This is a genomic window from Streptomyces sp. NPDC014995 (assembly GCF_043080745.1).
GTDB lineage: Bacteria > Actinomycetota > Actinomycetes > Streptomycetales > Streptomycetaceae > Streptomyces.
In genome coordinates this window covers 280,549-298,553 of the sequence record NZ_JBIBVX010000002.1, presented here as the reverse complement: position 1 = coordinate 298,553, position 18,005 = coordinate 280,549, and the positions used below count along the sequence as shown (strand labels likewise).

Below are 18,005 nucleotides of genomic sequence, written 5' to 3'. Positions count from 1 at the left end.
GCCCGGCGACCTCTCCCCGCGCCGGAAGAGGCCGCTTCGGGGCAGGGAAATGCGCCCGAGTCGTCCGGGACAGGAGCGAGCGGAGCTGATCCGTGGCATTGTCGACGACAAGCTCCCGTTGCCCCGTATTCATCCCCTCTTGTATCCGATCACAACAACCCGGGACGTTCGGCACCCGTATGCCCGTCCGCGCATGCCCCGAAGGCCGTCGGCAGGCATGATCCGTAAAAGGGTGGAAAGTCGAAATACCGTACGCCACCGAGGAGGAGGAACCCGTGACCCGCATCGACAGCGTGCGCGCCGCGACCGGCTCGGCAAAGGACAGCGTGCTGCACGCCGCGGACGTGGTGGCGCCCTACGCCGACACGGCCAAGGAGAGGGCCGCGCTCTATGCGCACGAGGCCCGCGTACGGCTCGCGCCCAAGGTGTCGCAGGCCGCCGAGCAGGCCCGCGTCCAGTACGACGCCCATGTCGCGCCCCGTCTGGAGCAGGCGCGGGCGCACGTCCCGCCGAAGGTCGACCAGGCCGCTCACGAGGCGGCCGCCCGAACGCGCCTGGCCGCACGGCAGGCCGCCGACTACTCACGGCCGAGGATCGAACAGGCGATGGCCGCGGCCGGGCCCGTGAAGGACGAGGCCGCCGCCCGGAGCGTCGCCGCGCTGGCCGCGCTGCGCGGCCAGGTGACGCCGAAGGAGATCCAGAAGCTGGCGCGCAAGCACCGGCGGCGGGCCAGGGCGGGCAAGCTCGCCAAGGCCCTGGCCGTGGTGGGCGTCGTCGGCGCCGGAGCCATGGCGGCCTGGAAGTGGTGGGACAAGCAGGCCAACCCGGACTGGCTGGTCGAGCCGCCCGCCGCCACGGAGGTCCCCGCCGGCGGTCTGACCTCGGTCGACGGCACCGGCGAGACGACCGCCCTCGACCCCGAGGTACAGGCCAAGGAGGCCGAGGAGGAGGCGGCGAACCGCGAGGACCGCAGCTGAGGCGGCACTGAGGACCGCAGCTGAGGCGGCCGAGGCTTCACTGAAGCCTTGCCGCGGCCTCCGCTGCGGCTGCCGCTGAGGCCTTCGGTCATCCGCGCTGAGGCCTTCGGTCCCAAGGGCTGAGGCCTTCGGCCGCGAGGGCTGAGGTCTCCGGCCGCCAGGAAGTACGGCGATACGGCGCACTGCGGAAGAACGCAGCGGCGTTTCACGTGAAACACCCCTCCGACCTCGTTTTCCGAGGTCGGAGGGGTGTTTCTGCTGCTGTGGAGCCTAGGGGAGTCGAACCCCTGACATCTGCCATGCAAAGACAGCGCTCTACCAACTGAGCTAAGGCCCCTCGAGAGAAGCGTCCGGCCGGAGAAACCTCGTACCGGCGGGCGCCGCAGACCAGAGTACCGGGTCACCCCCCGGATCTAGCAAAAAGATTGGGGGTCCCCGCGGATGACCACTCTCCGTAAGATGCTCGGCGTGGTTCGCTACAGCGAACCGGCGGTTTTTTGGGGAAGCGATGGGGAGACGCACATGGACGCCGCACAGCAGGAAGCCACCGCAAGAGCGCGGGAACTCCAGCGGAACTGGTACGGGGAGCCGCTGGGGGCGCTCTTCCGTAAGCTCATCGACGATCTTGGCCTCAACCAGGCTCGTCTCGCGGGGGTACTGGGACTGTCGGCGCCGATGCTCTCCCAGCTGATGAGCGGCCAGCGGGCGAAGATCGGCAATCCGGCCGTGGTGCAGCGTGTGCAGCTGCTCCAGGAGTTGGCGGCCCAGGTCGCCGACGGCAGCGTCAGCGCCGCCGAGGCGACCGAGCGCATGGACGAGATCAAGAGGTCGCAGGGGGGATCGGTGCTCAACAACACCACGCAGACGACGAGCGGTTCGGGGGCGCCCACGGTCAAGCGGGTGGTCCGCGAGATCCAGTCGCTGCTGCGCTCGGTGGCCGCCGCCGGCGACATCATCGAGGCCGCCGACTCCCTCGCCCCGAGCCACCCGGAACTGGCCGAGTTCCTCCGGGTGTACGGCGCCGGCCGCACCTCCGACGCGGTGGCGCACTACCAGTCGCACCAGAGCTGATCCCAAGGCCCGGTGACCGAAGGGGGTTCGGTCACCCGTGTCTCGGGGGTTGTATCGCTCATCTCGGGGGGTCGCATCCCTCATCTCGGGGGTTGTATCGCTCGTCTCGGAGGTCGTATCGCTCCTCTCGGGGGTAGCGAGGGGGTAGCAGGGGGAAACCGCGGGAAACCGCAGGGGGAGGAGCGACGCACTGCCATGGGTGAGGTCTTCGCCGGACGGTACGAACTCGCCGACCCGATCGGCCGTGGAGGAGTCGGCGCCGTCTGGCGTGCCTGGGACCACCGGCGCCGTCGCTATGTGGCCGCCAAGGTGCTCCAGCAGCGCGATGCCCACGCGCTGCTGCGCTTCGTCCGCGAGCAGGCGCTGCGGATCGACCATCCGCATGTCCTGGCGCCCGCCAGCTGGGCCGCCGACGACGACAAGGTCCTGTTCACCATGGATCTGGTCGCCGGCGGTTCGCTGGTCCATCTGGTCGGCGACTACGGCCCCCTGCCGCCCGCGTTCGTCTGCACGCTCCTCGACCAACTCCTGTCCGGGCTCGCCGCGGTCCACGCGGAGGGCGTCGTGCACCGCGACATCAAGCCCGCCAACGTGTTGCTGGAGGCCACCGGAACGGCCCGGCCGCGGTTGCGGCTGTCGGACTTCGGCATCGCGATGCGACTGGGCGAACCACGCCTGACCGAGACCAACCTCGTGGTGGGAACGCCCGGTTACCTCGCGCCCGAGCAGATGCTGGGCTACGACCCGGACTTCCCCGCCGACCTGTTCGCCGTGGGCCTGGTCGCGCTGTATCTGCTGGAGGGCGCCAAGCCGGACGCCAAGGCGCTCGTCCAGTACTTCGCGGAGCACGGAACTCCCGCCGCGCCCAAGGGCATTCCGGAACCGCTGTGGCAGGTCGTGGCCACGCTGCTGCAACCGGATCCGCAGGCCCGTTTCCGCACGGCCACCGGAGCGCGCAAGGCGCTGGCCGCGGCCGCCGAACTGCTGCCCGAGCCCGGCCCGGACGACGAGCGGATCGAGATCTTCGACCACATCGGGCCGCTGCCCGCGGGATTCGGTCCGAGAGGCCCGCTCAAGCCCGCCTCGGGCGTCACCGTGACACCGTCCCCCTTCGAGCGGACGTCCCCGCAGCAGAACACGGGCGACTCATCCTCGGCCCACCGGCCCTCCGCCGACCGAACTCCCGCCGGCCCGGGCACGGATTCCCTCGCGGCGTGGCCCGGCACGGGCTCCGTCAGCTCCGGCGCCGGCACGGGTGCCGTGACGTACGGCTCGGACACGGGCTCCGTCGCGTCCGGCTCCTTCCCCTCCGGACCGGGAACCCCCGGACCCGCAGCACCCGGACCCGGAACCTCCGGCCCCCGAACACCGGAAGCGGGCAGCGGAAGCGGCCCGGACTCCGTACCGGGCGACCCCCGTCAGTCCGCACGACCGGCGCACTCACCAGCGGCCCCCGCCCCCACTTCCGGGACTCCCGCCCCCTCCATGTCGGACACCGGCAGCTTCCACCTGCCGCCACCTCAGTCCACCCACACGCCCACCCCCGTGGCCGCTCCCCCTCAGCCCACCCACACTCCCGTCCCGGCGTCCGCATCCCCTCCGCCCCCGCGCCACGCCACCGCCGTCTCCCCGTACGAACCCACCTACGCGCTGCGCTCCCACGAGCACCGCGCCGACGCCTCCACTGCTTCGTACACCGCTCAGGACCCGCAGGAATCGCAGCAATCGCAGCAATCGCAGGAACCGCAGGAACCGCCCTCCGCCCAGCCGTTTTCCGCGCCCGCGGCCCCCCGACGGCCGCAGCCGGCCCGCCGGGGGCACCGCCGCGCCCGCGCCCCCCGCCGTCCCGGCCCGCCCGCCAAGGTCGCGCTGCCGCTCCTGCTGCTCGCGCTGGTCTGTTACGCCGTGGGGTTCTGGGCCTTGTCGCGGATCTGAGCGGCGGCCCGGCGCCGGGCCGTGACCGTCCACACGCCGAGCACCAGCAGCAACGCACTGCCGGTGCCGATGCCGCCCGCGGCGACCGCCTTCATGGCGGTACGGCCGTCCCCGCCGTCCCCGCCCGCGGCCGGAGCGCCGGCCTCCACGCCCTCCCCCAGCCGCGCGCCTGCCTCGAAGACGCCGCGCGGCAGTGACCGGCCCGCGTACCCCGGCCCGGACTGCGCCGCTCCGTCGACCCGCACGCGCAGTCTCAGACCGTACGGACCCTCCCCGAAACGGTCGGCGACTCGCGCGGACAGGTGCAGTACGAGGTAGTAGGAGCCGGCGAACCGCAGGCTGTTGGCCGGGTCGGTGGGGGCGTACCGGTTGACGTACCGGACCGGAGGCAGCGGGGCCAGGGATGCCGACGTCTGTCGGCCGCCGTAGCCGATGCTCGTGTCCTCGACCTCGGCGCGCACCGGGCTGTAGAGGGTCATGTCCAGCGCGGGCACCACGAAGCCGGTGTCCTTGTCCGCGCTGTCCAGGTCGACGGTGGCGTACAGCTGCTGTCCCCAGCCGACGGGCACCTTGTAGAAGAGGGTCTGTCCGGGAGTGATGTCGTCGCGCCAGACGCCCTGCTCCAGAGCGGTCGCCCCGGCGAAGCCCTCGCCACCCCGGCGGCGTACGGGCTCGGCGACGGGAGGCGCGGGGGTGGCGGAATTCCACGCCTCCGGCACGCTCGTGGCGCCGGCCTTCTCCAGGGGCGGCTCGGAGACGGGCGCGAGTTCCAGCTCCCAGGGCTGGTCGGACTCGGGGCCGCTGCCGGTGTCGGTGCGCTCGACGACGACGTAGTACGTGCCGGCCTCCTGGCACAGCCCCTTGCCGGCCTTGATCTCCCGTGCGCCCCAGGCCGTGAGCGGGCGCGGGCTGCGCGACGCCCCGATGGTCACGGAGTCGTAGGAGCAGCCGACGCTGTCGGCGTTCTGCACGGAGACCCTGATCCCGTCGCCGCTCGCGAGCGTGGCGTCGGCGCGCGGCACGGCCGTCACGGAGACGTACGCGTTCGAGGCGGCGTCGAGTTCGAGGCGGTAGTAGGCCTTGCCCCGCTCCGTGAAGGAACTCCGGTAGGTGGTGCCGGCTTCCAGGCGTTCGGCGTCACCCGTGCCCGTCGCGGCCGGAACGCGCCGGGCGCCGTCGTCGAAGCCGTAGGACGGCACGGCCGCCACGGCGACGGCCCCCGGGAGCGCCGCCGACGACACGCAGGCCACCGCCACCACGGCGGTGACCCGCACGACGGCCCTGCCCACCACGGCCCTGACCGCCGAGGCTCGCCACACGGCGGCCCTCCGCCCCGCACGCCGGCCCATCACACGCCCCCTCGTCCTCGCCGGCACCTGGTCCTGCCCGGACCCGGCCGTGGCCCATCCTGCCCCGCCGACCCGCGCACCACCCCCGCATTCCGCACGAGCGTCCGATACGCACGCCTCTGTCCGGGCTTCCGCCGAGGGCTCGGCGCCGTGGCCCAGGCTCTGCCCACACGTCCTGTAGCCGGGGACAGCGCTCCGCGCAACACAAAACCCCGACCGCGAAGAGCGGCCGGGGTCTGTTCAGTTTCCGGTATGGGTACTCACGAACCCGTGGGCACGGAGTCGGTCGCCTCCGTCCACAGATCCTGCTCGGCGCGATCCGCCTGGATCTGGCGGTACACGAGGAGCCCGCCGATGGCGGCCAGTGCGACCAGGAGAAGCTTCTTCACCGCGCGACCTCGTCTTTCGTTGACGTAGGGGACCTCTGGCGCCCGACTATACACACCGACCGATACCGATCGGTGACCTGCGTCGGGCCCTCAACTCCCGCCCTCGACGGAGCATTAGCCGGCTCGGGGCGCAGCGGATGACACGCTCCGATCGGAGGGTGATCACATCTTCACGGAGAGCGATTTCATCCCCTATCGCCCCGTCTCCAGCACTTTCCTACCCCTTTGCACCCATCCGAGTGGTGTTCATCGGAACATCCCCACGCCGCGAGCGTCGGTCCACCACTTCGCAGCCCCCATACACATCATGAGGAAAGTACGCAAATCGCCCAGCCCGAAAGTGAGGGGACATGGCCGAGAACCGGGTCATGAAGCTGTGGACCACCATCATCACCGCCCTCGTCGCCCTGTGCGCCGCGCTCGGTTTCGTCACGACGACCTCCGCGACCGCGGTAGCGCAGACCGAGTCGACGCGCAACAGCGACAAGAGCGACAGCACCGTCCACCCGTCCGTGCCGGCGGTGTCCCCCTGGTCCTGGTTCTTCGCCCGGTCCCTGCCCCCCACGATGAAACAGCGCATCCGCGCCGAGGCCCACGGCAAGTCCCCCAGCTGCCGCCACCGCCCCCTCCCGGAAGCGGAACCGGCCGGCCACCTCCCGGCGGCGTGTGACCCCGAAGCCACCACGGACGACCTCAGGACGCCGATCCCGATGCAGCGCTGAGCCTCCGGCCCCGCCACCCGAAAACATCCGGCACCGCGCCGGCACAGACCGAACGAACAGCGCCACTCACGCCGGCACCAGCGGCGCTTGATGGCAGCACCAACACCAACACCAGCACCAGTGCTTGAGAGAAACACCAGCACCAGCACGACGTAACGGCGACTTGCGTACAGCCGGTACAGCGCCTACGAAGCAGGCCCGGAAGCTCCCCCAGGAGCCACCGGGCCTTCGGCGCGGGCGGACGTCGGGCGGGCTCGTCAGCGCGGTTCTCCGTCAGCGCGGTTCTCCAGGAGAGTGACGTACCGGTCGAGGAAGTGGGCAGGCGACGCGAGCCAGGTTCGTACGCCCCTGCCAGGGCGGCGCCCCATGATCAGCCGTAGGCTGGGCCGCGGTTGTCAGCTTGTCGGCGGGACGGCGAACGACGGACGCGGACGACGACGGATCGGTGAGCATCGGTGCCCAGGGCGTACGGCGGAAACGAAAACGAGGAAGACCCGCTCGACCAGCGGCACGGCCGCGGCACCGTCGTCCGGCACCCCCGCACACCGGTCGTCCGCGACAACCGGCGGCACCAGTGGGAGAAGGACCGCGCACGCGCGCCCCTGACCGAACGGGCCGGGACCGGAGCGACGGAACGCGACACCGGTCTGGAGTCCCAGGCCCTCGTCTTCCATGCGGCGTACCGCGAGATCAAGGCGCCGAGGGACCTCGCCGACGCGTTCGGCGTCCAGGACGGCACCGTACTCGTCGAACGCACCTACCGGACCAGACGCGCGAGCGAGAGCGCCCCTTTCGGTCTCGTGACCTCCTACCTGGTCCGCGACATGATCGCGGCCAACCCGGACCTGCTGGACGAGAGCAGGGAGCCGTGGCCGGGAGGCACCCAGAACCAGCTCCACACCGTGGGCATCGAGGTGGACCGCATCGAGGAACGCGTCACCGCGCGCCCGCCGACACCCGATGAGGTCCGGGAGCTGGACCTGCCGGCCGGCACGCCGGTGATCCTGCTGCGCAAGACCTCCTACGACATCGACGACCGCGTGGTGAACATCTCCGACGTCACGCTGCCCGGCGACCGCACGGAGCTGCTGTTCACCACGCGCCTGGAGAGGTGGTGAGTGCGGTGGGCGCTGCCGTGAACGCCGCCGCGAGCCGGCGCATCGTCGTCGTCACCGCGGTGCACGCCCCGTCGGCCACGTATCTGCCGGAGGCCTACAAGTCGCTGTGCGACCAGGAGTTGCCCGACGGCTGGGAGTGGCACTGGGTGATCCGCGAGGACGGCACGACGGACGAGGTCTCCCCGTACGTCCCCGACGACCCGCGCGTGACCTTCCGCCAGGGACGCCGGGGCGGGCCCGGTGTCGCCCGCACCATCGCGCTCGCCCACGCCGAGGGTGAGTACGTGAAGGTCCTGGACGCCGACGACCGGCTCACCCCGGGCGTCCTGGCCCGCGACCTGGCCGCTCTCGAGGGCGACCCGGCGATCGGGTGGGCGACCTCGCGGGTCCTCGACCTCCTTCCGGACGGGTCGACGGCCGGTTTCCCGGGCGACCCGCCCAACGGGCCGATCGAGCGCGGTGACGTGCTCGACTACTGGAAGGCGAACGACTTCCGGGCCCAGGTGCATCCGGCGAGCCTGTTCGTACGCCGGGACCTGCTGCTCGCGCTGGGCGGCTGGATGGCGCTGCCCGCGTCGGAGGACACCGGGCTGCTGCTCGCCCTCAACTCGGTGAGCCGCGGGTGGTTCTCGGCGGAGGTGGGGCTCCTCTACCGGAAGTGGGGCGGGCAGGCCACGGGACAGGCGGCGCACGTGGACCCGGACGAGCGCGATGCCCGCATGGCCGTCGTGGAGGCGAGGGCCAGGGCGCTGGCGTCGTTCCGGTGGCAGCGCCCCTGATCGGCTACCGGACGACGATGGCCTGGGACGGGCACCTCTCCGCCGCCTCCCGCACCCGCGGATCGTCTCCCGCGTCCTCGCGCCCCGGTATGACGGCTCCGAATCCGTCGGCCTCGGTGAAGACGGACGGCACCCGGTAGACGCACTCGCCGGATCCGTAACACCGTTCGGGGTCCACGGAGATCTTCATGTGCGCTCCAGTCGCGACGGGAACCAGCAGACCATCAGGACCTCACTGCCCTCCGAGCGGCTCGCTCAACCGGCTCCGCCACCGGCGCCGGCCATCCAGTGGGCGACCCTGCGCAGGGTGGCCTCGTCGAGCCGGTCCACGAGAGTGCGGACGGCCGTCACGTCCTCCGGCGTGAGGTCGTAGAGGCCCGCCTTGCTCAGGCCGGCCATGAGCACCTGGTGCCGGCGGTCGTGCATCCGCTCCGCCAGCCTGCTGGGCTGACCGGCGCCCTGGGACGGCGGACGGGACGCCGTATCCGGGGCCACGGCGGCCACAGCGGCCACGGCCGCGTCGGTCACCGGGGCAGCCGGGTCCGTCACGGGGGCGGCCGCGTCGAAGCGCTGCCACGTGCCGTCCCGCGGACCCCACAGCGCGACGGTCACCTCGTCCCCCCGCGCCCGCATGACCTGGGCCATCTCACCGATCGCGTACACCACGGGTGAACGGTCGGGCGATTCCGCACCCAGCCGCCACGTCCCCGAAGACGGTTCGTAGAACATCGCGGCCCAACGGGGGACCCCCGGCGGCTGCGGGCTCTGGGAACGGGTCTCCATGGCATCCACCCCTTCGCAGGCGACACGGCAGGGCGAACCATAACTGACTGACCGTCAGCTATCCAGGGGTCCAGGGGTACGGGGGCGCGCGTGGCCCGGCGCGGAGTGCCGGCGGTGGTTCGAGCCGCGCTGCCACACGCCGCACCGTTCGGCACCGGTCCCTCCCCTCGTGCGGACCGCTGCCGAACGGTGCGGGTGGCGTCGGTCCGCGCCGCGGGGGCGTGGACCGAGGTAAGCCGGGAGCCCGTGGTGAATGTGGCAGCAGTCCGGACGGGGGACTGCTTCACGGGTCCCCGTACGCTCATGCGACGGGAGCGTCGCGACCGTCTGGGACATCCGGCGGAAGTTGGCCGGGAACATGCGGCGCCATGAGCTGTCTCCAAGCGCTGAGCTGGTGGCCTGTGCGGGCGACGCCCGGTTGATGCGCAACTGCGACGGGATCCTGCCATCTGAGGCTCGTTCCGAGGAGGTTCCGGAGTCCGGTCACCCGCTTAACCGCAGGTCAGCCGTATAAAGTGGGTTTTCCGGACCGGATGCCAGCTGCGGGGGAGTAAAGGGGTGGAGACCTTGAGTTCCGGCTCCGGGGCACGCACGGCCTTCGCGGAACGTCTCGCGCTGCTGTACAAGGAGGCCGGCAACCCGCCGCTCAAGCGCGTGTCCGAAGCCGTCGCCCGCCTCCAGCGGATCGACGAACGAGGGCGGCCCGTACGGGTGTCCGCCCAGCGGATCAGCGACTGGCGACGGGCCAGGAACGTGCCCGCCCAGTTCGCCGCCCTGGCGGCTGTGCTGCACGTCCTCATCCCCGAAGCCCGCCGCTCGCGGCCCGTGCCGGTGTCCACGGGTCTGTACGACCTGACCCAGTGGCAGCGCCTGTGGGAGCGCGCGCTGGCCGACCCGGTCGGTGACAGCCCCGAGGCGTCCGTGGAGGAGAAGCCCCCCGGCGAACCCCCGCCCGTTCCGGGTGGCGTCTGCCCGTACCGGGGCCTCGCCTCGTACCGCCAGGAGGACGCCCGGTGGTTCTTCGGCCGCGAGCGGAGCACGGAGGCCCTCGTCGCCCAGCTCCGCTCGGCGGAGGAGACGGGGGGCCTGGTGATGCTCGTGGGCGCCTCGGGGGCGGGCAAGTCCTCCCTGCTGAGCGCCGGCCTGGTGCCCGCCCTGCGGAACGGCCCACCGGGCGGGACGACGTCCACCGCCACCGAGGACGGCCGGGGCAGGAAGGTGCTCCAGCTCGTCCCGGGAGCCGATCCCCTCGCGGAGCTGACCCGCTCCATCCCCGAGCTCGCCGAGGCCCTGCCCGACCTCACCCGTGCCACCGCCGGGGAGCCCGGTGCGGCGACGGAACCCGGCACCCCGCACTTCGCGCAGGCGGTACGGAACGCCCTCACGGCATGGGCGGACTCCGAGTCCTCGACGCACTCCGAACCCTCCTCCTCCGAACCCTCCCCCTCCTCCTCCCCCTCCTCCGGCCCCTCCCCTTCCTCCCCTTCCTCCCAGCCCTCCCGGCCCTCCCAGCCCTCCCGGTCCTCCGCGGGCTCCGAGCCCTCGGGACCTCCCCGAGAACGCCCGGTCGTCATCGTGGACCAGTTCGAGGAGACCTTCACCCTCTGTCCGGACGCGGCGACCCGGCGCACCTTCATCCAGCTCCTCCACGCCGCCTGCACGCCCGCCGCCCCGGGCGACCCGGCCCCCGTCCTCGTCATCCTCGGCATCCGCGCCGACTTCTACGAACAGTGCCTCGGCTACCCCGAGCTGGCCGACGCGCTGCAACACCGGCACATGGTGCTCGGCCCGCTGACCATCACGGAGCTGCGCGAAGCCGTCAACGGACCCGCCAAAGCCGTAGGACTGGAACTCGAACCGGGCCTCGCCGAACTGATCGTGCGTGAGGTCAGCGCGGACGGGCCCCGCGGCGCGCACGACGCGGGTGTGCTGCCGCTCCTCTCCCACGCCCTGCTCGCCACCTGGCAGCGACGGAAGGCGGGCAGGCTGACGCTGGCCGGCTACCGCGCCGCCGGCGGCATCCAGGGAGCGGTGGCGGCGACCGCCGAGCGCGCCTGGTCCAGCCTCGACCCGGCGGCACGTACGGCCGCGCGGCTGCTGCTGCTGCGCCTGGTCCGGCTGAGCGAGGACACCCAGGCCACCCGTCGGCGCGGGACCCGGCGCCAACTGGCGGCCGAGTCGACGGACCCGGGCAAGACCGAGGAGTCCCTCGAGGCGCTGGTCCAGGCCCGGTTGGTGACGCTCGACGCGGACACCGTGGAGATCACCCACGAGGCCCTGCTGCACGCCTGGCCGCGGCTGCGCGACTGGATCGACGAGGACCGGGGCGGCAACCTGCTGCGTCAGCGCCTGGAGGAGGACGGCAGGGCCTGGGAGAGTTCGCACCGCGACTCGTCGCTGCTGTACCGGGGTTCCCGTCTGGAACAGGCCCGCGCGTGGGCGGAGTCGGCCGGTGACACGTATCTGACCCGGAGCGCCGTGGAGTTCCTGGCCGCCTCGGTCAGGCTGCGCAAGCGCACGGTGTGGATCAGCCGTGCCGCGGTGTCGACCCTGGTCGTCCTCGCGATCCTGGCCGTCGGCGCGGCGGTCGTCGCGTGGCAGCAGCGCAACGACGCCGTGTTCGAACAGGTCGTCGCCGAGGCCGACCGCGTCCAGTACACGGACCCGTCGCTGTCCGCCCAACTCGACCTGGTGGCACACCGCCTGCGGCCGGACGACGAGGGCACGATCAACCGGCTGATCTCGATCGTCAACGCACCGCTCGCCACCCCGCTCCTCGGCCACACCGGCGCCGTCTACCTCACCTCCTTCAGCCCGGACGGACGACTCCTGGCCACCGCCAGCTACGACCGGACCGTACGGCTGTGGGACGTGAGCGATCCGACCCGCCCCGAGCCACTGGGCAAGCCCCTCACCGGTCACACGAGTTGGGTGAGCAGCGCGGTCTTCAGCCCGGACGGCGACACCCTCGCCAGCGCCGGGGACGACGGCACGATCCGGCTGTGGGACGTCCGGCATCCCGGCCGTCCCAAGCCGCTCGGCACGCCCCTGACCGGACACAAGGGCACGATCTACCTGCTCGCCTTCAGCCCGGACGGGCGGACGCTGGCCTCCGTCGGCGAAGACCGCACCGTACGTCTGTGGAACATGGCCGGCCCCGGCCGGCCGAAGGCGCTCGGCGCCCTGACCGGCCACGCCGCCGCCGTGCGCTCGGTCGCCTTCTCTCCCGACGGACGGACGCTGGCGGCCGGCGGCGACGACGACACCATCAGGCTGTGGAACGTGGCCGCCCCGGCCCGACCGCAGGCCCTCCGGACACTGACCGGCCACACCGACCTGGTGCACTCCGTGGCCTTCAGCCCCGACGGCCGTACCCTCGCCAGCGGCGGCGCCGACGACACCATCCGCCTCTGGGACGTGACCGACCCCCGCCGGGCCGCCCAGCTCGGCCCACCGCTCACCGGCCACACCGCCCCCATCTGGTCGGTGGCCTTCAACCCCGACGGCACCACGCTCGCCGCGGCCAGCGCCGACAGCACGGCGAGTCTGTGGAACGTCAGCGATCCGGCGTACCCGGCGCAGGTCGGCGAGCCGCTGGCCGGGAGCAGCGGCGAGATGTACGCCCTCGGCTTCAGCCCCGACGGCCGCACCCTCGCCACTGGGAGCGGCGACAGCAAGGTCCGCCTGTGGTCGATCCCGACGTCGGACATGATCGGCCGCAGTGGGGCGTTCCGCCCGGACGGGCGGGTGCTCGCCACGGCCGCGCGCGACGGAAGCGTCCGGCTGTGGAACGTGGAGACTCCCCACCGGCCCGTGCTGCTGAACGAACCGTTCATGCCCGGGGACGGCGGCCAGCGCTCGCTGGTGTTCTCCCCCGACGGCCACACCCTCGCGGTGCTGACGGGCAGCCGCTCGGTCTATCTGTGGAACGTCACCGACCCGGCCCACCCGGTCTCCTACGGCCCGCCGCTCACCCTGCGCACCCGGTTCATGGGCCCCGAAGCGCTGGCGTTCAGCCCCGACGGCCGCACCCTCGCCACCGCCTACGACGACCGCACCCTCCAGCTCTGGAACGTCGCCGACCCGTCCCGCCCCGTCCCGCTGGGCGCCCCGCTCACCGGCCACAAGGGCTACGTCAACGCCCTCGTCTTCAGCCGGAACGGCCGGAACCTGGCCAGCGGCAGCGCGGACGGCACCATCCGCCTCTGGGACGTGACCGACCCCCGCCGCGCCACGCCCCTCGGCGCGCCCCTCAAGGGCCACGCCGGACCGGTCAACACCCTCGTGTACAGCCCCGACGGCCGCAGCCTGGCCAGCGGCAGCGACGACGACACGGTCCGCCTGTGGAACGTCACCGACCCCCTCGAGGCCACCGAACGCCACTCCCCCCTCACCGGCCACACCGAAGCGGTCGTGTCCCTGACCTACAGTCAGGACGGCCGCACCCTGGCCAGCGGCGGCAACGACAACACGGTCCGCCTGTGGAACGTCACCGATCCCTCCGACGCGACCCCCATCGGCCAGTCGATGAGCCCCAACGCCAAGACGGGCAACTTCCTGTCCTTCAGCCCCCGCAACCACATGATCGGGGTGTCGAGCGGCACGGACACCGTCCGGCTGTGGAACCTCGACGTCGACAAGGCCATCGACCACATCTGCTCGACCACGCGGGGCGTCCTGACCCAGGACAAGTGGCACGAGTACCTGCCCCGCCTCTCGTACGAGCCCCCCTGCGACGAGTGACGGTGAAGTGATCCCCATCACAACACCTGAGTGCACCCGAGCAGTCCCCTCCCCCCGGCCCACCAGCCTTGTTAGCCTTGGCCATAGCCCGGTCGCTGGTGCATCCCCCGTCGCTAGCGGCCGGGCCTTCGCATGCCCCGCGCGACGAGACGGCCGCCCTGCACGCCGGCGGCTGCCGACGCCCACACCTGCCAGGCAGCCTCGGAGTCGCCGAAGAGCACCACGGGCCCACACCGCGACGTCTCCCACGACTCGGCGAACCGGACATCCGGCCGCGGCTTGCCTCGCCCGGCGATGACCGACCCGGTGAGCCTCTCTCGGACCGAACTCCCCAAGGTCCCGCTCCCCGGCGGACCAGCCTGCCCGCACCGGTCGGTGTCAGCCGTAGACGTCAAAGACCCCCAACCATGATCGGTTGGGGGTCTTTTTCGCTGGTGGGGCTAACAGGATTTGAACCTGTGGCCTCATCCTTATCAGGGATGCGCTCTAACCAACTGAGCTATAGCCCCGCCGCGCTCTGCGGTGTGTGTCCCGCGCGCTGACTCCTGAAGATTAGCGCACGACCGGGGCAGTCCCAAAATCGATAGTCGGGGCAGGTCACTCGTCCTCGGCCAGCGTCAGTTCGATGCCGCCCACGAAGCCCGCGGAGAGGTTGTAGATGAACGCGCCGAGGGTCGCGAGGGCCGTCGCGAGGACGACGTCGATGACCGCGATGATCGACGTGAACATCAGGACGTGGGGGAGGGACAGGAACGACTGGAGGTCGAAGCCGTTCGACTCGTTCGAGCCGGTCGCCTCCGAGATCGTGCCACCGACCGTCGAGAACACGCCCATCGCGTCCATGACCATCCACAGGACGGCAGCCGCGACGATCGTGCAGATGCCGAGCGCGATGGAGAGCAGGAAGCTGACCTTCATCACCGACCACGGGTCGGCCTTCGCCACGCGCAGCCGCGCCTTGCGCACGCGGGGCGTGGTGCTGGCGCCGGTGCGCGGACGGCGTACCGCCGCGGCCGGGGACTGCGTCGGGTAGGCCTGCGGCGGGTGGTAGGGGCCGGAGGGCTGCTGTGCTCCCCGGTCACCGGGGAGCGGGGAGGCCTGCTGGGCCTCGGTGGCGGCCTGCGGCTGCGGCTGGGCGCCCGGAGCGGCCGGACCCGCTCCAGCCGCGTACTGCTGGGTCTGCGGGCCTCGGGTGTCCGTCACAGTTCCCCCCTGGGATCCATGTGTGTCGGGCGAGGGCGGATTCTTCGCGCCCTTCGCCGGCGCGCCCTTCACGGGCGCCTTGATCGCCTGAAGGTTCGTCGTGTGCTGGTCCGTCGCGCGCGCGTCGACCCCGCCGGCGTCGGTCGCGCGCGCGTCCCTCGCCCCCGCGGCGGAGCCACGGCCGCCGTCGTCCGTTTCCCTACCGGCGGACGAACCGGTAGAAGGGCCGGCAGAGGTGCCGGACGGCGTACCGACCGAACCGGCGCCCGTGGCTCCGCTCACGATGACTCACTCCTCGTGCTACTCGGCCGAGGGCGTCTCACCCTCGTCCGTGCCGCTGGTCGCGGCGTCCTCGGCGGTCTCGTCCACAGCGATGTCACCGTCGACCTCCTCCGCCTCGCGCCCCGCCTCGGCGTTACGTGCGATACCGACGACGGCATCGCGCTTGCCCAGGTTGATCAGTTGGACGCCCATGGTGTCACGGCCCGTCTCCCTGACCTCGTTGACTCGCGTACGAATCACACCGCCGCCGAGCGTGATGGCGAGGATCTCGTCGGTCTCCTCGACCACCAGCGCGCCGACGAGCGAACCGCGGTCCTCGACGATCTTGGCGGCCTTGATGCCGAGGCCGCCGCGACCCTGGACGCGGTACTCGTCGACGGCGGTCCGCTTCGCGTACCCGCCGTCGGTGGCAGTGAACACGAACGTACCGGGTCGAACAACATTCATCGAGAGCAGCTCGTCGCCCTCACGGAAACTCATGCCCTTGACACCCGAGGTGGCACGGCCCATCGGACGCAACGAGTCGTCCGTGGCGGTGAATCGGATCGACTGGGCCTTCCTGCTGATCAGAAGCAGATCGTCGTCGGCCGAGACGAGTTCGGCACCGATCAGTTCGTCGTCGGAACCGTCCTCCCGCTCCCGCAGGTTGATCGCGATCACGCCGCCCGAGCGGGGCGAATCGTAATCCTTCAGCGGCGTCTTCTTGACCAAGCCCGCCTTGGTGGCCAGGACCAGGTACGGCGCCGCCTCGTAGTCGCGGATGGCGAGGATCTCGGCGATCGCCTCGTCGGGCTGGAAGGCCAGCAGGTTGGCGACGTGCTGTCCACGCGCGTCACGCCCGGCGTCGGGCAGCTCGTACGCCTTGGCGCGGTAGACGCGGCCCTTGTTGGTGAAGAACAGCAGCCAGTGGTGCGTGGTCGACACGAAGAAGTGGTCGACGATGTCGTCTTCCTTGAGCTTCGCGCCGCGGACGCCCTTGCCGCCGCGCTTCTGGGCCCGGTAGTCGTCCGTCTTCGTGCGCTTGACGTAGCCGCCGCGCGTGACGGTGACGACGATGTCCTCCTCGGCGATCAGGTCCTCGATGGACATGTCGCCGTCGTAGGGCACCAGCATGGTCTTGCGGTCGTCGCCGTACTTCTCGACGATCGCGGCGAGCTCCTCGCTGACGATGCCGCGCTGGCGGACCGGGGAGGCGAGGATCTCGTTGTACTGGTTGATCTTCGCCTGGAGTTCGTCGTGCTCCTGGACGATCTTCCGGCGCTCCAGGGCGGCCAGGCGGCGCAGCTGCATCTCGAGGATGGCGTTCGCCTGGATCTCGTCGATCTCCAGGAGCTCCATCAGGCCGGTGCGCGCGATGTCGACGGTGTCGCTGCGCCGGATCAGCGCGATGACCTCGTCGATGGCGTCCAGGGCCTTGAGGAGGCCGCGGAGGATGTGGGCGCGCTCCTCCGCCTTGCGCAGGCGGAAGCGCGTCCGGCGGACGATGACCTCGATCTGGTGCGTCACCCAGTGGCGGATGAACGCGTCCAGGGAGAGGGTGCGCGGGACGCCGTCGACCAGCGCCAGCATGTTGGCGCCGAAGTTGGTCTGCAGGTCCGTGTGCTTGTAGAGGTTGTTCAGGACGACCTTGGCGACCGCGTCGCGCTTCAGCACGATGACCAGACGCTGGCCCGTACGGGACGACGTCTCGTCGCGGACGTCCGCGATGCCGCCGATCTTGCCGTCCTTCACCAGGTCGGCGATCTTCTGCGCGAGGTTGTCGGGGTTGGTCTGGTACGGCAGCTCCGTGACCACCAGGCACTGGCGGTTCTGGATCTCCTCGACCTCGACGACCGCGCGCATGGTGATGGAGCCGCGGCCCGTGCGGTACGCCTCCTCGATGCCCTTGCGGCCGACGACGAGCGCGCCGGTCGGGAAGTCGGGGCCCTTGATGCGCTCGATCAGCGCGTCCAGGAGCTCCTCGTGCGAGGCCTCCGGGTTCTCCAGGTACCACTGGGCGCCGGCCGCGACCTCGCGCAGGTTGTGCGGCGGGATGTTGGTCGCCATGCCGACCGCGATCCCGGCCGAGCCGTTGATCAGCAGGTTCGGGAAGCGGGCCGGCAGGACGGTCGGTTCCTGGGAGCGACCGTCGTAGTTGTCCGTGAAGTCGACGGTCTCCTCGTCGATGTCGCGGACCATCTCCATCGACAGCGGCGCCATCTTGCACTCGGTGTAGCGCATCGCCGCCGCCGGGTCGTTGCCCGGGGAGCCGAAGTTGCCGTTGGAGTCCACCAGCGGCATCCGCATCGACCACGGCTGGGCGAGACGGACCAGGGCGTCGTAGATCGAGGAGTCGCCGTGGGGGTGGTAGTTGCCCATGACGTCGCCGACCACGCGGGCGCACTTGTAGAAGCCGCGCTCGGGGCGGTAGCCGCCGTCGTACATGGCGTACAGGACGCGGCGGTGGACGGGCTTGAGACCGTCACGGACGTCGGGCAGCGCACGGGACACGATGACGGACATCGCGTAGTCCAGGTACGAGCGCTGCATCTCCGTCTCGAGCCCGACGGGCTCGACGCGCATCGCGACTTCGCCGCCCTCTTCAGGGGTGACTGGGGTGTTCTCGTCGGCCATTGCTGGTGAGGATCCTTTCCGATGCGGTCAGCTGAGACCGA

At 71.4% G+C, this 18,005-nt stretch carries 13 protein-coding genes and 2 tRNA genes; 7 read left to right on the top strand and 8 right to left on the bottom strand.

What is annotated here, in order from left to right; all coding sequences use genetic code 11:
* The first annotated feature begins 275 nt into the window (after positions 1–275).
* Entirely contained in the window at positions 276–977 is a 702-nt protein-coding gene (locus ACF1A1_RS05735) for a DUF5324 family protein (RefSeq protein WP_391645795.1), read from the top strand.
* Positions 978–1,241: 264 nt separating this feature from the next.
* Here ACF1A1_RS05735 and ACF1A1_RS05730 read toward each other — a convergent pair.
* Positions 1,242–1,314 (bottom strand) — tRNA-Ala (locus ACF1A1_RS05730).
* 185 nt (positions 1,315–1,499) lie between these two features.
* Here ACF1A1_RS05730 and ACF1A1_RS05725 point away from each other — a divergent pair.
* Together ACF1A1_RS05725 and ACF1A1_RS05720 are read left to right on the top strand one after the other, a co-directional pair.
* Positions 1,500–2,048 (top strand): helix-turn-helix domain-containing protein, encoded by a 549-nt coding sequence (locus tag ACF1A1_RS05725; protein WP_391645793.1) that lies wholly within the window; start codon positions 1,500–1,502, stop codon positions 2,046–2,048.
* A 195-nt stretch (positions 2,049–2,243) separates the two neighbouring features.
* Positions 2,244–3,983 carry a protein kinase gene (locus ACF1A1_RS05720; RefSeq protein WP_391645791.1) on the top strand — a complete coding sequence of 580 codons (1,740 nt, stop codon included), beginning with the start codon at positions 2,244–2,246 and terminating at the stop codon, positions 3,981–3,983.
* Here the strand turns inward: ACF1A1_RS05720 and ACF1A1_RS05715 are convergent.
* Positions 3,947–5,332, bottom strand: a complete 1,386-nt coding sequence (locus ACF1A1_RS05715; RefSeq protein WP_391645789.1) for a hypothetical protein — start codon at positions 5,330–5,332, stop codon at positions 3,947–3,949. The genes ACF1A1_RS05720 and ACF1A1_RS05715 overlap by 37 nt on opposite strands.
* Before the next feature lie 260 nt (positions 5,333–5,592).
* The gene (locus ACF1A1_RS05710; protein WP_003999697.1) at positions 5,593–5,721 is read right to left on the bottom strand and encodes a DLW-39 family protein; all 129 of its coding nucleotides are present in this window, start codon (positions 5,719–5,721) and stop codon (positions 5,593–5,595) included.
* A gap of 350 nt (positions 5,722–6,071) precedes the next feature.
* On the opposite strand from ACF1A1_RS05710, the gene ACF1A1_RS05705 reads away from it, so the two are divergent.
* The 3 genes from ACF1A1_RS05705 to ACF1A1_RS05695 all read left to right on the top strand — a co-directional run bounded on the left by ACF1A1_RS05705 (position 6,072) and on the right by ACF1A1_RS05695 (position 8,340).
* Positions 6,072–6,443, top strand: coding sequence for a DUF6344 domain-containing protein (locus ACF1A1_RS05705; protein ID WP_391645787.1), 372 nt, complete (start codon positions 6,072–6,074; stop codon positions 6,441–6,443).
* Between the two features lie 455 nt (positions 6,444–6,898).
* Positions 6,899–7,561 carry a UTRA domain-containing protein gene (locus ACF1A1_RS05700; RefSeq protein WP_391645785.1) on the top strand — a complete coding sequence of 221 codons (663 nt, stop codon included), beginning with the start codon at positions 6,899–6,901 and terminating at the stop codon, positions 7,559–7,561.
* Between the two features lie 5 nt (positions 7,562–7,566).
* The gene (locus ACF1A1_RS05695) at positions 7,567–8,340 is read left to right on the top strand and encodes a glycosyltransferase family 2 protein (protein ID WP_391645783.1); all 774 of its coding nucleotides are present in this window, start codon (positions 7,567–7,569) and stop codon (positions 8,338–8,340) included.
* A 4-nt stretch (positions 8,341–8,344) separates the two neighbouring features.
* On the opposite strand, the gene ACF1A1_RS05690 is transcribed toward ACF1A1_RS05695, so the two are convergent.
* The gene (locus tag ACF1A1_RS05690) at positions 8,345–8,530 is read right to left on the bottom strand and encodes a ferredoxin (RefSeq protein ID WP_391645781.1); all 186 of its coding nucleotides are present in this window, start codon (positions 8,528–8,530) and stop codon (positions 8,345–8,347) included.
* 65 nt (positions 8,531–8,595) lie between these two features.
* Entirely contained in the window at positions 8,596–9,123 is a 528-nt protein-coding gene (locus ACF1A1_RS05685; RefSeq protein WP_391645779.1) for a hypothetical protein, read from the bottom strand.
* A 558-nt stretch (positions 9,124–9,681) separates the two neighbouring features.
* Here ACF1A1_RS05685 and ACF1A1_RS05680 point away from each other — a divergent pair.
* On the top strand, positions 9,682–13,866 hold the full coding sequence (locus ACF1A1_RS05680) for a hypothetical protein (protein WP_391645777.1): 4,185 nt from the start codon (positions 9,682–9,684) through the stop codon (positions 13,864–13,866).
* 432 nt (positions 13,867–14,298) lie between these two features.
* Here ACF1A1_RS05680 and ACF1A1_RS05675 read toward each other — a convergent pair.
* The 3 genes from ACF1A1_RS05675 to gyrA all read right to left on the bottom strand — a co-directional run bounded on the left by ACF1A1_RS05675 (position 14,299) and on the right by gyrA (position 17,964).
* A tRNA-Ile gene (locus ACF1A1_RS05675) sits at positions 14,299–14,375 on the bottom strand.
* An 88-nt stretch (positions 14,376–14,463) separates the two neighbouring features.
* Positions 14,464–15,351, bottom strand: a complete 888-nt coding sequence (locus ACF1A1_RS05670; protein WP_391645775.1) for a DUF3566 domain-containing protein — start codon at positions 15,349–15,351, stop codon at positions 14,464–14,466.
* Between the two features lie 18 nt (positions 15,352–15,369).
* A complete protein-coding gene (gyrA, locus tag ACF1A1_RS05665; protein ID WP_391645773.1) occupies positions 15,370–17,964 on the bottom strand; it encodes a DNA gyrase subunit A in 2,595 nt (864 codons plus the stop codon).
* Positions 17,965–18,005: the final 41 nt, after the last annotated feature.